The organism is Sanguibacter massiliensis (assembly GCF_900240335.1).
GTDB classification, from domain to species: Bacteria; Actinomycetota; Actinomycetes; order Actinomycetales; family Cellulomonadaceae; genus Flavimobilis; species Flavimobilis massiliensis.
In genome coordinates, this window is the sequence record NZ_LT964979.1 from 1,672,654 (window position 1) to 1,688,014 (window position 15,361).

The 15,361-nt window shown below is 70.0% G+C and carries 15 protein-coding genes; all 15 read right to left on the minus strand.

Annotation, left to right across the window (positions count from 1 at the left end; genetic code table 11):
* Positions 1-16 precede the first annotated feature (16 nt).
* The 15 genes from nuoL to C1729_RS07855 all read right to left on the minus strand — a co-directional run bounded on the left by nuoL (position 17) and on the right by C1729_RS07855 (position 15,275).
* Positions 17-1,936 carry an NADH-quinone oxidoreductase subunit L gene (gene nuoL / locus C1729_RS07785; protein ID WP_242493881.1) on the minus strand — a complete coding sequence of 640 codons (1,920 nt, stop codon included), beginning with the start codon at positions 1,934-1,936 and terminating at the stop codon, positions 17-19.
* A gap of 49 nt (positions 1,937-1,985) precedes the next feature.
* Positions 1,986-2,285: an NADH-quinone oxidoreductase subunit NuoK gene (gene nuoK, locus C1729_RS07790; RefSeq protein WP_102509442.1), complete on the minus strand. Its 300-nt coding sequence runs from the start codon at positions 2,283-2,285 to the stop codon at positions 1,986-1,988.
* Positions 2,285-3,127, minus strand: coding sequence for an NADH-quinone oxidoreductase subunit J (locus tag C1729_RS07795; RefSeq protein WP_340637944.1), 843 nt, complete (start codon positions 3,125-3,127; stop codon positions 2,285-2,287). The genes nuoK and C1729_RS07795 overlap by 1 nt, the downstream gene beginning before the upstream one ends.
* Positions 3,124-3,741 carry an NADH-quinone oxidoreductase subunit NuoI gene (nuoI, locus tag C1729_RS07800; protein ID WP_102510585.1) on the minus strand — a complete coding sequence of 206 codons (618 nt, stop codon included), beginning with the start codon at positions 3,739-3,741 and terminating at the stop codon, positions 3,124-3,126. Before nuoI ends, C1729_RS07795 begins: the two co-directional genes overlap by 4 nt.
* A gap of 31 nt (positions 3,742-3,772) precedes the next feature.
* On the minus strand, positions 3,773-5,179 hold the full coding sequence (nuoH, locus tag C1729_RS07805; protein WP_102509444.1) for an NADH-quinone oxidoreductase subunit NuoH: 1,407 nt from the start codon (positions 5,177-5,179) through the stop codon (positions 3,773-3,775).
* Positions 5,179-7,737 carry an NADH-quinone oxidoreductase subunit G gene (locus tag C1729_RS07810; protein ID WP_102509445.1) on the minus strand — a complete coding sequence of 853 codons (2,559 nt, stop codon included), beginning with the start codon at positions 7,735-7,737 and terminating at the stop codon, positions 5,179-5,181. Before C1729_RS07810 ends, nuoH begins: the two co-directional genes overlap by 1 nt.
* Positions 7,734-9,074 carry an NADH-quinone oxidoreductase subunit NuoF gene (nuoF, locus tag C1729_RS07815; RefSeq protein WP_102509446.1) on the minus strand — a complete coding sequence of 447 codons (1,341 nt, stop codon included), beginning with the start codon at positions 9,072-9,074 and terminating at the stop codon, positions 7,734-7,736. Before nuoF ends, C1729_RS07810 begins: the two co-directional genes overlap by 4 nt.
* On the minus strand, positions 9,071-9,868 hold the full coding sequence (gene nuoE, locus C1729_RS07820; RefSeq protein ID WP_102509447.1) for an NADH-quinone oxidoreductase subunit NuoE: 798 nt from the start codon (positions 9,866-9,868) through the stop codon (positions 9,071-9,073). The genes nuoF and nuoE overlap by 4 nt, the downstream gene beginning before the upstream one ends.
* Positions 9,865-11,217, minus strand: a complete 1,353-nt coding sequence (locus C1729_RS07825) for an NADH-quinone oxidoreductase subunit D (protein ID WP_102509448.1) — start codon at positions 11,215-11,217, stop codon at positions 9,865-9,867. The genes nuoE and C1729_RS07825 overlap by 4 nt, the downstream gene beginning before the upstream one ends.
* Positions 11,214-11,969 (minus strand): NADH-quinone oxidoreductase subunit C, encoded by a 756-nt coding sequence (locus C1729_RS07830; RefSeq protein WP_102509449.1) that lies wholly within the window; start codon positions 11,967-11,969, stop codon positions 11,214-11,216. Before C1729_RS07830 ends, C1729_RS07825 begins: the two co-directional genes overlap by 4 nt.
* Complete coding sequence (locus C1729_RS07835; RefSeq protein ID WP_102509450.1) at positions 11,966-12,517, minus strand: NADH-quinone oxidoreductase subunit B; 552 nt, start codon at positions 12,515-12,517, stop codon at positions 11,966-11,968. Before C1729_RS07835 ends, C1729_RS07830 begins: the two co-directional genes overlap by 4 nt.
* A gap of 28 nt (positions 12,518-12,545) precedes the next feature.
* Positions 12,546-12,908 (minus strand): NADH-quinone oxidoreductase subunit A, encoded by a 363-nt coding sequence (locus C1729_RS07840; protein ID WP_102509451.1) that lies wholly within the window; start codon positions 12,906-12,908, stop codon positions 12,546-12,548.
* Positions 12,905-13,084, minus strand: a complete 180-nt coding sequence (locus C1729_RS07845; protein WP_102509452.1) for a hypothetical protein — start codon at positions 13,082-13,084, stop codon at positions 12,905-12,907. The genes C1729_RS07840 and C1729_RS07845 overlap by 4 nt, the downstream gene beginning before the upstream one ends.
* Positions 13,081-14,376, minus strand: coding sequence for a geranylgeranyl reductase family protein (locus tag C1729_RS07850; RefSeq protein WP_102509453.1), 1,296 nt, complete (start codon positions 14,374-14,376; stop codon positions 13,081-13,083). Before C1729_RS07850 ends, C1729_RS07845 begins: the two co-directional genes overlap by 4 nt.
* Positions 14,377-14,573: 197 nt before the next feature.
* Positions 14,574-15,275 carry a demethylmenaquinone methyltransferase gene (locus tag C1729_RS07855; protein ID WP_102509454.1) on the minus strand — a complete coding sequence of 234 codons (702 nt, stop codon included), beginning with the start codon at positions 15,273-15,275 and terminating at the stop codon, positions 14,574-14,576.
* Between the last annotated feature and the right edge of the window lie 86 nt (positions 15,276-15,361).

Here is a 15,361-nt window from a genome sequence, read left to right on the forward strand (position 1 = left end):
TCGTTCAGGTCCTTCCTCAGCCCTGCACGGCCAGGACGACGACGGCGATCACGACGATGCCGAGTGCCATCATGGCGGCGTAGGAGCGGACAAAACCGTTCTGCAGGCCGCGCAGCGCGCGACCCAGGCCCGAGCTCGTGCGACCGAGGCCGGAGAACGCGCCGTCGACGAGCGTCGCGTCGCCGAAGACGAGCGAGCGGGTGAGGTACTGACCGGGGCGCATGACGAGCCCCTCGTTGACGTCGTCCTGGTAGAGGTCACGTCGGGCCGCACGCGTGAGCAGCGAGCCGCGGGGCGCCACGACCGGGACGGTCGAGGCCGCGTACTGCCGCCACGCGAGGAAGGCACCGAGCAGGACGAGGACGATCGTCGCCGCCATGATGACCGGGACGGGGATGACCGGGGCGTGGTGCTCGACGTGCCCCGTGACGGGCTCGAGCCACGTGACGAAGCCGTCGCCGATCGCCAGAACGCCGCCGAGCGCGACCGAGCCGACCGCGAGGACGATCATCGGGAGAGTCATGAGGATCGGCGACTCGTGCGGGTGCTGGTCCGGCCCCGTGCCCTCGGCCTCCGACGTCCACCGCTGCTTGCCGTGGAACGTCATGAAGAAGAGGCGCGACATGTAGAACGCCGTGATGCCGGCGCCGAGAAGCGCGACCGTGCCGAAGACCCACGGCTGCCAGCCCTCGCCGACGAACGCGGACTCGATGATCTTGTCCTTCGACCAGAAGCCGGAGAACGGCGGGATGCCGAGGATCGCGAGCCAGCCTGCGCCGAACGTCAGCCACGTGATCTTCATGTACCGCGAGAGGCCGCCGAAGCGACGCATGTCGACCTGGTCGTTCATGCCGTGCATGACCGACCCGGCACCGAGGAACATCCCCGCCTTGAAGAAGCCGTGCGTGAAGAGGTGGAAGATCGCGAACGCGTACCCGATCGGGCCGAGGCCCGCGGCGAGCATCATGTAACCGATCTGGGACATCGTCGACGCTGCGAGGGTCTTCTTGATGTCGTCCTTCGCGCAGCCGACGATCGCTCCGAAGAGGAGGGTGATCGCACCGACGATCGCGACGACGAGGAGCGCCGTGGGCGCACCGTCGAAGATCGGGCCCGAGCGGACGATGAGGTACACGCCCGCCGTGACCATCGTCGCGGCGTGGATGAGCGCGGAGACGGGCGTCGGGCCTGCCATCGCGTCGCCGAGCCACGCCTGGAGCGGGAACTGCGCCGACTTGCCGCACGCCGCGAGGAGCAGCATGAGGCCGATCGCCGTGAGCTTGCCCTCCGACGCGTCCGCGGAGCCTGCGAGGACGGTCGTGAAGTCGAGGCCACCGAACGTCGAGAACATGAGGCCGAGCGCGATGATCATGCCGACGTCCGCGACCCGGTTCATGACGAACGCCTTCTTGGCGGCCGTCGCGTACGCGGGGACGTGGTTCCAGAAGCCGATGAGCAGGTACGACGCGAGGCCCACGCCCTCCCAGCCGACGAACAGCAGGAGGTAGGAGTCCGCGAGGACGAGCAGGAGCATCGACGCGACGAAGAGGTTGAGGTACGCGAAGAAACGTCGCCGCGCGGGGTCGTTCTCCATGTACGCCACCGAGTAGAGATGGATGAGCGAGCCCACGAAGGTCACGAGGAGCACGAAGGTCAGCGACAGCGGGTCGAGCCGCAGCCCAGCGACGACGTCGAGCTCGGACGTCGAGATCCACGAGAAGAGGTCGACCTCGCGCACACGCTCACCCGCGGGCGAGCCGAGCAGGTCGACGAGGATCCCGGCGCCGACGACGAACGTCAGCGTCGAGGCGAGCAGACCGAGCCAGTGACCCCAGCGGTCGGCGCTGCGCCCGAGGAGCAGCAGGATTCCGGCGCTCACGAGGGGCGCTGCGACGAGCAGCCACGCGTTCTCCTGCCAGAAGCCTGCAGCGGCCATGGCGGGGGTGACCTCGGTCGCGACGGGAAGCATGGAAAGCATCAGCGCCTCAGCCCTTCAGCAGGTTGACGTCGTCGACCGAGGCCGACTTCCGGGTACGGAAGATCGCCACGATGATCGCGAGGCCGACGACGACCTCCGCGGCGGCGACGACCATGACGAAGAACGCGATGACCTGTCCGGAGAGGTCGCCGTGGATGCGGGCGAACGTCACGAAGGCCAGGTTGGCGGCGTTGAGCATGAGCTCGACGCCCATGAACGCGATGATCGCGCTGCGGCGCAGCATGACGGTCGTCGCGCCGATCGCGAAGAGGATCATCGCGAGGTACAGGTAGTTGCCGACCTCCATCAGGCTTCTCCCTCCGTGGTCGCAGCGTCGGTGTCGTCGTTCCGGCCGCCGCGCTCGGCGGCCGTGTCGGTGCCGTGGTCACCCGTGAGCTCCGCTGCGGCACGGGTCGCGACGAGCGTCGTCACGTCGGTATCGAGCGGCTGCTCCTGCCCGCGGATCCGCAGGACGCGCGAGACGGACGCCTCGATGGGGTTGCCCTCAGGATCGAGCGCGGGGACGTCCATCGCGTTGTGACGCGCGTAGACGCCAGGGGCCGGCAGGTTGACCGGGTGGTGGCCCGCGAGCATGCGCGCCGCGGCGCGCTCGGGCTGGCCGATCTTCGGCGTGAGCCGGCGCCGGTGCGTGAGCACGAGGGCCGCGAGAGCGGCCGTGACGAGGAGCGTCGCGACGATCTCGAGGTCGAGCACGAAGTCGCTCATGAGGACGCGGGCGAGGCCCGCAGGGTTCGTCTCCGAGTTCGCGTCGTCGAGCCCGATCGTCGCGGGGAGCGCGGCACGGGCCGTCACCGTGACGAGCAGCGTGCCGAGGCCGACGCCCATGAGGATGCCGATCCAGCGCTGCCCCTTGATCGTCTCGACCGCGGACGTCGACGCGTCGACGCCCACGAGCATGAGGACGAAGACGAAGAGCATCATGACGGCGCCGGTGTAGACGACCACCTGGACGATCCCGAGGAACTCGGCCTGCTGCATGACGTACACCATGGCGAGGCACACCATGACGAAGATCATCGAGAGCGCCGCGTACACCGCCTTGCGCGCGAACACGAGCCCGAGCGCCCCGAGCACCATGGCGGGGGCGAGCACCCAGAAGAGCACCGCCTCCCCGGTCGAGGTCATCATCGGTTTCCTCCGTTCGCGTCAGGAGCGGCCACGGTGGCCTTCGCAGCCGCGTCGAGCGACGCGTCGTCGGGCCGGCGCTCGCGCACCCAGTCGACCTGCGCCTGCGTCGGACCCGTGATCTCGCCGCGGTAGTACTCGAGATCGTCCGTGCCCTCGACCATGGGGTGCGGGCCGGCGAGCATGCCCTCGCGCAGCGGCGCGAGCAGGTCGTCCTTCTCGAAGATCATGCCCTCGCGGGTCGGGCCCGCGAGCTCGTAGTCGTTCGTCATCGTGAGCGCCCGCGTCGGGCACGCCTCGATGCACAGACCGCAGAAGATGCAGCGCAAGTAGTTGATCTGGTAGACGCGTCCGTAGCGCTCGCCGGGCGAGACGTGCGCGCCCTCGGGGAGGTCAGCGTTGTCACCGCCCTCGACGTAGATCGCGTCCGCGGGGCACGCCCACGCGCACAGCTCGCAGCCGATGCACTTCTCGAGACCGTCGGGGTACCGGTTGAGCTGGTGACGGCCGTGGTAGCGCGGCTTCGTCGGCACCTTCTCGAACGGGTACTGCTCCGTGACGACGGGGCGGAACAGGTTCGCGAACGTCACGCCGAAGCCGGCGACGGGCGCCAGCATCTCGGCGATCGGCCCGGGCTTCTTCGGGTTCTCAGTCACCGGAGGTCCCTTCCGTCTTCGTGGTGGTATCGGGCTCGGCCTCGACCTCGAGGACCGCGGTCGCGGCCGCTGCGGCGGCCGCGGCGCGCCGGGCGGCACGAGGCGACGGGGGCAGTTGCTGGCCGGGGAGCGGCGGGACGGGGAACCCGCCCGCGAACGCGTCGAACGGCTCGGCCTCGGTCTTCTTCGCGACCTCGGGCTCCGCCTTCGTCGCGAACGACGAGACGACGAGGCCAAGGATCGCGATGACGAACAGTGCGAGCGACGCGTAGATGAAGAACTGACGGTCGATCTCGCCGAACTCGACGACGCCCTGGTAGATCGCGACGATGACGAGCCACGTGAGCGCGACGGGGATGAGGATCTTCCAGCCGAGCTTCATGAACTGGTCGTAGCGGAAGCGCAGGAGCGTGCCGCGGACCCACACGAAGATGAACATGAAGAACCAGACCTTGGCGAGGAACCAGAGGATCGGCCACCAGCCCTGGTTGAACATGCCGTCGTTGATCGCGGACAGCGGCCACGGGGCACGCCACCCGCCGAAGAACAGCGTCGTCGCGACCGCCGAGACGTTGAGCATGTTGATGTACTCCGCGAGGAAGAACCACGCGAACTTCATCGACGAGTACTCGGTCATGTAGCCCGAGACGAGCTCGCCCTCGGCCTCGGGGAGGTCGAACGGCAGTCGGTTCGTCTCACCGATCATCGAGATGACGTAGAGGATGAACGCGGGCAGCAGCGGCAGCGCGTACCAGAAGCGCTCCTGCTGGTTGACGATCTCCGATGTCGACATCGAGCCCGCGAGCAGGAACACCGAGACGAGCGAGAGGCCCATCGCGAGCTCGTAGGAGATGATCTGCGCCGTCGAGCGGACACCGCCGAGCAGCGGGTACGTCGAGCCCGACGACCAGCCGCCGAGGACGATGCCGTACACGCCGAGGGCCGCGCACGCGAGGATGTAAAGCACCGCCACCGGGAAGTCAGTGAGCTGCGCGGGCGTCGTGAAGTCCGTGAACGGGATCCGGACCTCGGGCCCGAAGGGGATGACCGCGTAGATGAGCAGCGAGCTGAAGACGGAGATCATCGGCGCGAGGATATAGACGACCTTGTCGGCCATCTTCACCGTGATGTCCTCCTTCATGAGGAGCTTCATCGCGTCGGCGACAGCCTGGAGCAGACCAAGCGGACCGTGAACGTTCGGGCCGATGCGTACCTGCATGCGGGCCACGAGCCGGCGCTCGAACCACAGCGCCATGAGGACGCTCGTCAGCAGGAAGACGATGATGAGCACCGCCTTGACGAGGTACACCCAGATGTTGTCGTTACTGAAGTTCGCGGCGATGCCGGGCACCGCCGGCGTCTCCGTCGCGACCGTCGCAGCGAGGGCGAGGGCGCCCATCATGCCTCCTCGGTGGTGATGACGGTGCCCGCGGTGATCTGCACAACCGCACCGGGCAGGACGCCGAGAGCCGCGCGGACCGCGGAGCCGGGCGAGTTGGTCGGCAGCCAGACGACGTGGTCGGGCATGTCCGTGACGACGGCAGGCAGCTCGATGCGCCCGGCTTCTGTCGACACGCGCAGCACGCCGCCGTCGGCGACGCCGGCGGCCTCGGCCGTCGCGGCCGAGAGCCGGGCGACGGCCTTGCGGGCGGTTCCGGCGAGGAACGGCTCGCCGTCCTGGCCGCGGCCCGCGTCGAGCTGGAGGTGCCAGCTCGCGAGGACCGCCGTGCCGGGGGCGACCGCGGCGGGGGCGACAGCCTCCGCCGCGGGTGCGGCGATGCGCTCACCGTCCCAGGCGCCGAGCTGGTCGATCTCCTTGCGCAGGACGTTGCCGTCACGCGCGCCGAGGTCGGTGCCGAGGTGGCGCGCGAGCTCGTCGAGCACGCGGTGGTCGGGCAGCGCGTGCGACTCGAGCGCCTGACGGAACGCGCGGACGCGGCCCTCCCAGTTGAGGTACGTGCCGGACTTCTCGGCCGGCGGTGCGACCGGCAGGACGACGTCCGCGAGGTCGGTGACCTCACTCGCACGGACCTCGAGGCTCACGACGACGTCAGCCGCCTCGAGCGCGGCGCGCGCCGCGACGGGGTCCGTGAGGTCGCCAAGCTCGACGCCGCCGACGACGACGCCGCGCAGCTCACGCGCGGCGAGCGCCGCGAGGATGCCGTCGGTGTCACGGCCGGGGGCTGTCGGAAGCTCCGTGACGCCCCACGCGGCGGCGATGTCGACGCGCGCGGCGGCGTCGCCTGCCGGGCGGCCGCCCGGCAGGAGTCCGGGCAGCGTGCCCATCTCGACACCGGCGCGCTCGCCGATGCGACGCGGGATCCAGGCGAGGCGCGCACCCGTCGCGGCCGTGAGCCGCAGGACCGCGGAGAGCGACCCGGGGACCGACGCGAGACGCTCGCCCACGAGGACGAGAGCACCCTCGGCGCCGAGCGCCTCGCGCAGCGGGGCGAGCGACGGCTCGTCCGTGCCCGTCGCGAGCGCGTCGACGACCTCAGACTCGAGGCCCGGGGCCGTCGGGACGAGCGTCCCGTCGAGCCGCTCGAGGCCGCGCGTCGCGAACGGTGCGAGCGACCAGACGCGCGTGCGGCGCGCCTGCGTGCCCTTGCGGAGGCGGAGGAAGACGATGCCGCCCTCCTCCTCGGGCTCGAACCCGACGAGCAGGACCGCGGGCGCCTTCTCGAGGTCGCCGAGCGTCACGTCGATGCCCTGGCCCGCGACCGCGTGGCCGAGGAAGGACTCCTCCTCCGCGGACGCGGGGCGTGCACGGTGGTCGATGTCGTTCGTGCCGAGCGCGGTGCGTGCGAGCTTGCCGTACGCGTACGCGTCCTCAATGGTGAGGCGGCCGCCCGGCAGGACGCCGACGCCGCCGGCGTCGCGCGCCGCGGCGAGCGCGGTGCCCGCGACCTCGAGGGCCTCGGCCCACGAGGCCGTGCGGAGCTCGCCGCGCGTGCCGTCCTCGGCGCGGTCCCGCACGAGCGGGTGCGTGAGGCGGTCCGGAGCCGTCTGCCAGTGGAACGCGAAGCGGTCCTTGTCGGAGATCCACTCCTCGTTGACCACCGGGTCGTCGCCCGCGAGGCGACGCATGACCGTGCCACGGCGGTGGTCGATGCGGATGGCCGAGCCGTTGGCGTCGTGCTCAGCGACGGCCTCCGTCGAGACGAGGTCGAACGGACGCGACCGGAAGCGGTACGCCGCCGAGGTCAGAGCACCCACCGGGCAGATCTGCACGGTGTTGCCCGACCAGTACGAGGCAAACGCACGGCCCGACTCGTCCTCGGCAGCGGGGCCGACCGTCGCGTCGCCGAGCGGCGCGAAACCGAGAACGTCCTCGTCGAACCGGCCGATCTGCTGGCTCGCGCCGCGCTTCTGCAGGTCGATGAACTGGTCGCCCGCGATCTCCTTGCTGAAGCGCGTGCAGCGCTGGCACAGGATGCAGCGCTCACGGTCGAGGAGGATCTGCGTCGAGATCTTCAGCGGCTTCGCGAACGTCCGCTTGACGTCCGTGAAGCGCGACGTTGCACGCCCATCGGACAGCGCCTGGTTCTGCAGGGGGCACTCGCCGCCCTTGTCGCACGTCGGGCAGTCGAGCGGGTGGTTGATGAGCAGGAGCTCCATGACGCCGTGCTGCGCCTTCGCCGCGACCGCAGAGGTCTTCTGCGTGTGCACAACCATGCCGGGCGAGACCTCCATCGCGCACGACGGCTGCGGCTTCGGCATCGGGCGAACGTTGCCCTCACGGTCCGGCATCGCCACGTCGACGAGGCACTGACGGCACGCGCCCACGGGCTTGAGCAGCGGATGGTCGCAGAAGCGCGGGATCGCGATCCCGATCTCCTCCGCCGCACGGATGATGAGCGTGCCCTTCGGCACGGCGGTCTCGATCCCGTCGATCGTCACCGTGACGAGGTTCGGGTCGACGGCGACCGGCGTCTGCGAGTCGGTCGTGGTGGTCATGCGTGCACCGCCCCTGCTGCGGCGCCGGCGGACCGGCGCGGGGTGTAGTCGAACAGCGCGGACCGCTCCGGCGGGAACAGCTCGCTCGCGGGCTGCGTCATGCCGGCCTCGAACTCCTCGCGGAACAGCTGAACCGCGGAGGTGATCGAGGAGGTCGCGCCGTCGCCGAGCGCGCAGAACGCGCGCCCGAGGATGTTGTCGCAGATGTCGACGAGCTTCTCGATGTCGCCCGCCTCCCCCTTGCCGTGCTCGAGCCGGTGGAGGATCTGCTTGAGCCAGTACGTGCCCTCGCGGCACGGCGTGCACTTGCCGCAGGACTCGTGCGCGTAGAAGTCTGTCCAGCGCGACACGGCGCGGACGACGGACGTCGTCTCGTCGAAGATCTGCAGCGCACGCGTGCCGAGCATCGAGCCCGCCGCGCCGACCGACTCGTAATCGAGCGGCACGTCGAGGTGATCCGCGGTGAAAATCGGGGTCGACGAGCCGCCGGGCGTCCAGAACTTCAGCTCGTGGCCCTTGCGGATGCCGCCGGCCATCTCGAGGAGCTCGCGCAGCGTGATGCCGAGCGGGGCCTCGTACTGACCGGGCCGCGTGACGTGGCCCGAGAGCGAGAAGATGCCGTGGCCCGTCGAGCGCTCGGTGCCCATCGACGTGAACCAGTCGGCGCCGCCGCGGACGATCGCCGGGACCGACGCGATCGACTCGACGTTGTTGACGACCGTCGGACGCGCGTAGAGGCCCGCGACCGCGGGGAACGGCGGCTTGAGGCGCGGCTGGCCGCGGCGCCCCTCGAGGGAGTCGAGGAGGGCAGTCTCCTCGCCGCAGATGTACGCGCCGGCGCCGGCGTGGACCGTGACGTCGAGGTCGAAGCCGGAACCGTGGATGTTCTTGCCGAGGTGACCGGCCGCGTACGCGTCCGCGACCGCCTTGAGCAGGCGTCGGTAGACGTGGACGACCTCGCCGCGGATGTAGATGAACGCGTGGTGGCTGCCGATCGCGTAGCTCGTGATGGCGACGCCCTCGACGAGCAGGTGCGGGTCCGCCATCATGAGCGGGATGTCCTTGCACGTGCCCGGCTCGGACTCGTCGGCGTTGACGACGAGGTAGCGCGGCCCGCCGTCGGGCGCGGGCAGGAAGCCCCACTTCATGCCCGTCGGGAAGCCTGCGCCACCCCGGCCGCGGAGGCCGGAGTCCTTGACGAGCTGCACGAGGTCGGCCTGTGACTGGCCGAGAGCCTTCTTGAGGCCCTCGTAGCCGCCCGCCTTCTCGTAGCTCTCGAGCTTCCAAGGGGTCTCGTCGCCCCAGGAGCGCGTGAGGATCGGGGTGAGGGAGGTCATCGCTTCTCCTCGGTCTCGACGTCGGCGTCGGACCCTGCGGGCCGGTCCGCGCTCGAGTGCTCCTCGCCCACGCCGGGTGCGGCGTCGGCCGAGGCTGCGGCCGACGCCGCCGCCTCACGCTCTGCAGCGTCGTACGACGGTGCTGTCCAGCCGTGCTCGCGGGCGATCTTGAGCCCGACGAGGCTCGCGCCGCCTGCGGCGACGCCCTCGTCCGCGCGACCGTCGTCGAACCCGGCGAGCACACGGGACATCTCCTTGAAGGAGACGACCTTCTCGGGGCCGCGCGTCGGGGTGACGTCCTCGCCCGCGATGAGTCGGTCGACGACCTCAAGCGCGGAGTCCGCGGTCTGGTTGTCGAAGAACTCCCAGTTGATCATCATGACGGGCGCGAAGTCGCACGCGGCGTTGCACTCGACGCGCTCGAGCGTGATGCGGCCGTCCTCGGTCGTCTCGTCATGGCCCACGCCGAGACGCTCCGAGAGCCGCTCGAAGATCTCGTCGCCGCCCATGATCGCGCACAGGGTGTTCGTGCAGACGCCCACCGTGTACTCGCCGTTGGGGCGGCGCTTGTACTGCGTGTAGAACGTCGCGACAGCCGAGACGGACGCCGTCGTGAGGCCGAGCGTCTCGGCACAGAACTCGATGCCGTGGCGCGAGACGTACCCGTCCTCCGACTGCACGAGGTGCAGCAGCGGCAGGAGCGCCGAGCGCGCCTGCGGGTAACGGGAGACGATGTCCGCCGCGTCGGCGTCGAGGCGCGCACGCACCTCGGGGACGTATCCGGTCGTGGTCATCGGTCCACTCCTCCGAGCACCGGGTCGAGCGAGGCCACGGCGACGACGACGTCCGCGAGCTGTCCGCCCTCGCACATCATCGAGACGGCCTGCAGGTTGTTGAACGACGGGTCCCGGAAGTGGGCCCGGTAGGGACGCGTGCCCCCGTCGGAGACGAGGTGGACGCCGAGCTCGCCACGCGGCGCCTCGACCGTCTGCCACACCTGCCCGGCCGGGACCCGGAAGCCCTCGGTGACGAGCTTGAAGTGGTGGATGAGCGCCTCCATGGAGGTGCCCATGATCTCCTTGATGTGGTCGAGCGAGTTGCCCTGCCCGTCCGTGCCGATCGCCATCTGCGCGGGCCACGCGATCTTCTTGTCGGCGACCATGACGGGGCCGGAGCCCTTCTCGAGGCGGTCGAGCACCTGGTCGACGATCTTCAGCGACTCGTAGCACTCGGCCACACGGACGACGACGCGGTCGTACGCGTCCGCGCCCTGCGCGACGGGCACGTCGAAGTCGTACGTCTCGTAGCCGCAGTACGGGTCCGACTTGCGGACGTCGTACGGCAGGCCCGCCGAGCGCAGGACGGGGCCCGTCATGCCGAGCGCCATGCACGCCGAGAGGTTGAGGTGCCCGACACCCACGAGACGCAGCTTGAAGATGGGGTTCTCCATCATGAGCTTCTCGAGCTGGCCGAGGTAGTGACGCACCTTGACCATCGCGGCGCGCGCGTCGGCGACGAAGCCGGGCGGGAGGTCCTGCGGGACGCCGCCGGGGCGGACGAAGCCGTGGTTCATGCGCAGACCCGTGACGGCCTCGAAGAGCCGGAGGATCTCCTCGCGGGCCGTGAACGACGTCGTCATGATCGTCGTCGCGCCCATCTCGTTGCCACCCGTGCCGAGCGCGATGAGGTGCGAGGAGATGCGGTTGAGCTCCATGAGGAGCACGCGGATCTGGGAGGCGCGCTCAGGGATGTCGTCGGTGATGCCGAGCAGCTTCTCGACGCCGAGGCAGAAGGCGACCTCCTGGAAGAACGGCGAGAGGTAGTCCATGCGGGTGCAGTACGTGACGCCCTGCGTCCACGTCCTGAACTCCATGTTCTTCTCGATGCCCGTGTGGAGGTAGCCGATGCCGGCGCGGGCCTCCGTGACGGTCTCGCCGTCGATCTCGAGCATGAGGCGGAGCACGCCGTGGGTCGACGGGTGCTGCGGCCCCATGTTGACGACAATGCGCTCCTCGCCGAGGCGTGCAGCCTCCTCGGCGATCGACGACCAGTCGCCGTCGCCGTAGGCCTCGAACGACGGGATGTCCTGGTCGTCGGACGGCTTGCCTGCGTCGCGCGTCGCGTGCGGGGTGGCGGTGCTCATGAGTAGGACCTCCGCGTGTCCGGCGAGGGGATGGTGGCGCCCTTGTACTCGACGGGGATGCCGCCGAGCGGGTAGTCCTTGCGCTGCGGGTGGCCCGGCCAGTCGTCGGGCATCTGGATACGCGCGAGCGCGGGGTGCCCGTCGAAGACGATGCCGAAGAAGTCCCACGTCTCGCGCTCGTGCCAGTCGTGCGTCGGGTAGATCGCGACAGTCGACGGGATGTGCGGGTCCGCGTCCGGTGCCGCGACCTCGAGGCGCACGCGACGGCCGTGAGTCACGGACGTGAGGTGGTAGACGGCGCGCAGCTCGCGGCCCGTCGCCTCGGGGTAGTGCACGCCGGAGACGCCGAGCGACAGCTCGAAGCGCAGGTCCTGGTCGTCGCGCAGCGCACGGCACACGGCCACGAGGTGCTCGCGCGCGACCTCGATCGTCAGCTCGTCGCGGTCGACGACGACGGCCGTGACGGCCTTCGCGCCGAGACCGGGCTGGGTCTCCTCGAGGACCTCGAGCAGGACGTCAACGACCTCGTCGAAGTACCCGCCGTACGGGCGCGCGGACGAGCCGGGCATCGCGATCTGACGCACGAGCCCACCGAAGCCGGACGTGTCACCAGGGCCGTGGACACCCCACATGCCGGTGCGGACCTCGACGACGTCGGGACCGCGCAGGTCACCCGAGGGCACCGCGCCGACGGAACCGCCGGGCGTGATGTGGTCGACCGCGTCGGCGGCCGGTGTGGTCTCGTCGCTCATCGCAGGAGCCCCTTCATCTGGTGCGTCGGCGTCGCCTCGAGCGCGGCGGCCTCGACGGCCTTGACGACCTCGCGGCGGTGCGTGAGGAGCGGCTCCTTCTGCATCTGCCGCTGCAGCTCGTTAATCGCGTTGATGAGCATCTCCGGGCGCGGCGGGCAGCCGGGCAGGTAGATGTCGACGGGCACGACGTGGTCGACGCCCTGGACGATCGCGTAGTTGTTGAACATGCCGCCCGACGACGCGCACACGCCCATCGAGAGGACCCACTTGGGCTCGGCCATCTGGTCGTAGACCTGACGGACGATCGGGGCCATCTTCTGGGAGACGCGGCCGGCAACAATCATGAGGTCGGCCTGGCGCGGCGAGGCACGGAAGACCTCCATGCCGTACCGCGCGAGGTCGAAGCGGGACGCGCCCGCTGCCATCATCTCGATCGCGCAGCACGCGAGGCCGAACGTCACGGGCCAGATCGACGACTTGCGGGCCCAGCCCGCGAACTCCTCGACGGTCGTGAGGAGGAAGCCCGAGGGGGCGGTCTCGTTGCTCATCTGCAGTCCTTCTTCCGCGTCAGCCCGGTCAGTCCCACTCGAACCCGCCGCGACGCCACTCATAGATGAACGGCACCGTGATCATGGCGATGAACGCGAGGATGGCGACGAGCCCGAACACCGCGAGGGTGCGGAACTCGACCGCCCAGGGGTAGAGGAACACGACCTCGATGTCGAAGATGATGAACGTCATCGCGACGAGGTAGTACTTGATGGGGAACCGACCGCCGCCGACGGCGTTGGGGGTCGGCTCGATGCCGCACTCGTACGCCTCGAGCTTGGCCTTGTTGTAGCGCTTGGGGCCGATGATCGCGCTCGCAGCGACGCCTCCGAGGGCGAGCACGGCGGCGACCCCCATGAGGAACAGCAGGGGCACGTAGGGGTTGCTCATCGCGTCGCTCTCCTTGTCGGGAGGTCGGTGCGGACCGTCGGTCCGGGGTCGGTCGTCGACGCCGCGCGGAGGTGCGCGGGTCGGGCGTGGGAGGGGCGTCCGGGCATGCCGGAAGCGTCGCGCAGGCCGCGGTGCGCGGCTGCCAGGGACGTCGTCGTCGCTGCGAGGGGTGTCATGCTGCTGGCCCCATCCGGGTGAGTCCCGCGATGACGCGGTCCATGAGGTCCCCGCCGCGCGGCTCATAGCCGTCGGAGAGCAGCTTCATGACGAACTTCATGAGCAGCGGCCGCGGCAGCCCGTACTTCGTGCAGAGGTGCATGATGTGCGGGTTCTCGATGAGCTTCACGAAGTACGTGCCGAGCCGGTAGTAGCCGCCGATGTCGTCCTTCATCACCTGCGCGTACCGCTGCAGCGCGCGCTCGCGCGCGGAGTCCGTCGGGCGCGTGAGGGCCTGGGCGACGGTGTCCGAGGCGACGCGTGCGGCCTGCATCGCATACGCGATGCCCTCGCCGTTGAAGGGCGAGACCATGCCGCCGGCGTCGCCGAGGAGCATGAGGCCGCGGTCGTAGAGCGGCGAGCGGTTGAAGGCCATGGGGAGCGCGGCGCCGCGCACGGAGCCGCGCTGCGACTCCTCGGTGAAGCCCCACTCGGCCGGGACGTTGGCCATCCAGCGCTGGAAGAGGTCCTTGTAATCAACCTTCGTCGCGGCGGCGCTCGAGGAGACGGAGCCGAGGCCGACGTTGACCGTGCCGTCGCCGAGCGCGAAGATCCAGCCGTAGCCAGGCATGAGGTTCGACTCGCCGGGCCGGCCGTCCCACAGCTCGAGGTGCGACTCCATCCACGCGTCGTCGTGACGCGGGGACTCGAAGTACGTGCGGACCGCAACACCCATGGGGCGGTCGTTGCGCTTGGCGATGCCCATCGACGTCGCGAGCCTCGAGGAGACGCCGTCGGCCGCCATGACGACGGGCGCACGGAACGTGCGCTCCTCCCCCGTCCGGCGCCCGTCCGCGTCGAGGACGCGCGCGGTGACGCCGGCGATACGGCCCGTGCGCTCGTCGAGGAGCGGCTCGGTAACGCTCATGCCCTCGAGGATCGTCGCGCCCGACGTCCGCGCGTGCTCGACGAGCAGATGGTCGAACAACATGCGAGACCGGGCGAGGCCGTACGACGGGTAGGACGAGAGCTCGGGCCACGGGATCTCGATGCGGTGGCCGCCGCCGACGACGCGGAGGCCGACGTTGCGGATCCAGCCGTCGGACTCATCGATGCTCACGCCCGCACGGACGAGCTCGGCGACCGCGCGAGGCGTGAGGCCGTCGCCGCAGATCTTGTCGCGCGGGAATCGCGCCTTGTCGACGACGACGACGTCAAGCCCGACGGACGCGAGGTAGTGCGCGGCAGTTGCCCCTGCAGGACCGGCACCGACGACGACGACGTCTGCGTCGTCGGAGTGGTTCGTCGCCATCGCTGAATCCTTGTGGTGCGTGTCGGGAGGGGTGCTGCCCGGGTCGTGCAGACCTTGTGCACGAAGGCACAAGCGCCCTCGTCATCCTAGTCTCACGGCAGGGGGATGTCTGCCAAGGTAAGCCTCACCCCGTCAGCAAACACCAGGACCTAGGGCCTACGCCACCGGCGGGTGCCGGGAGAATGCGGGCGTCCAGGTCAGACGTCCGCCGGGCGCGTCGCGCGGTGCAGCGCGACGATGCCGCCCGACACGTTGCGATACGCGACCTTCCGCCACCCCGCCTCCTGCATGAGGTGAGCGAGCGCCACCTGGTCCGGCCACGACGTGATCGACTCTGCAAGGTACTCGTACGAGCCCGCGTCCTTCGTCACGACGCCCGCGACCTTCGGCAGCGCCTTCATGAGGTACTCCTGGTACACAGTCCGGAACGGCGTCCACGTCGGCGACGAGAACTCGCACACGACGATCCGTCCGCCAGGACGCGTCACGCGCAGCATCTCGCGCAGCGCCCCGACCGTGTCGACGACGTTGCGCAGGCCGAACGAGATCGTCACCGCGTCGAACGACGCGTCAGCGAACGGCAGCCGCGTCGCGTCGCCCGCCGTGAACGAGAGGTCGGGACGCCGCGCCTTGCCCACCTGGAGCATGCCGATCGAGAAGTCGCACGGCACGACGCGCACGCCCTCGTCCGCGAACGGCTCCGACGACGTACCCGTGCCCGCCGCGAGATCGAGGACCTTCTCACCCGGGGCCGCCCCGACCGCGTCGATCGTCAGGCGCCGCCAGCGGCGGTCCTGGCCGAGCGAGATGACGTCGTTCGTGAGGTCGTAACGACGAGCGATCCCGTCGAACATCGAGGCGACCTCACGGGGCTTCTTCTCCAGGCTTGCGCGCGACATGCCCCCAGCCTAGCGAGCGGGACGGGCACGTCCGCCCCTCGTCACGCGGCCTGTCCTGGCCGACGGCCCCGGAGACGTACTCTGGA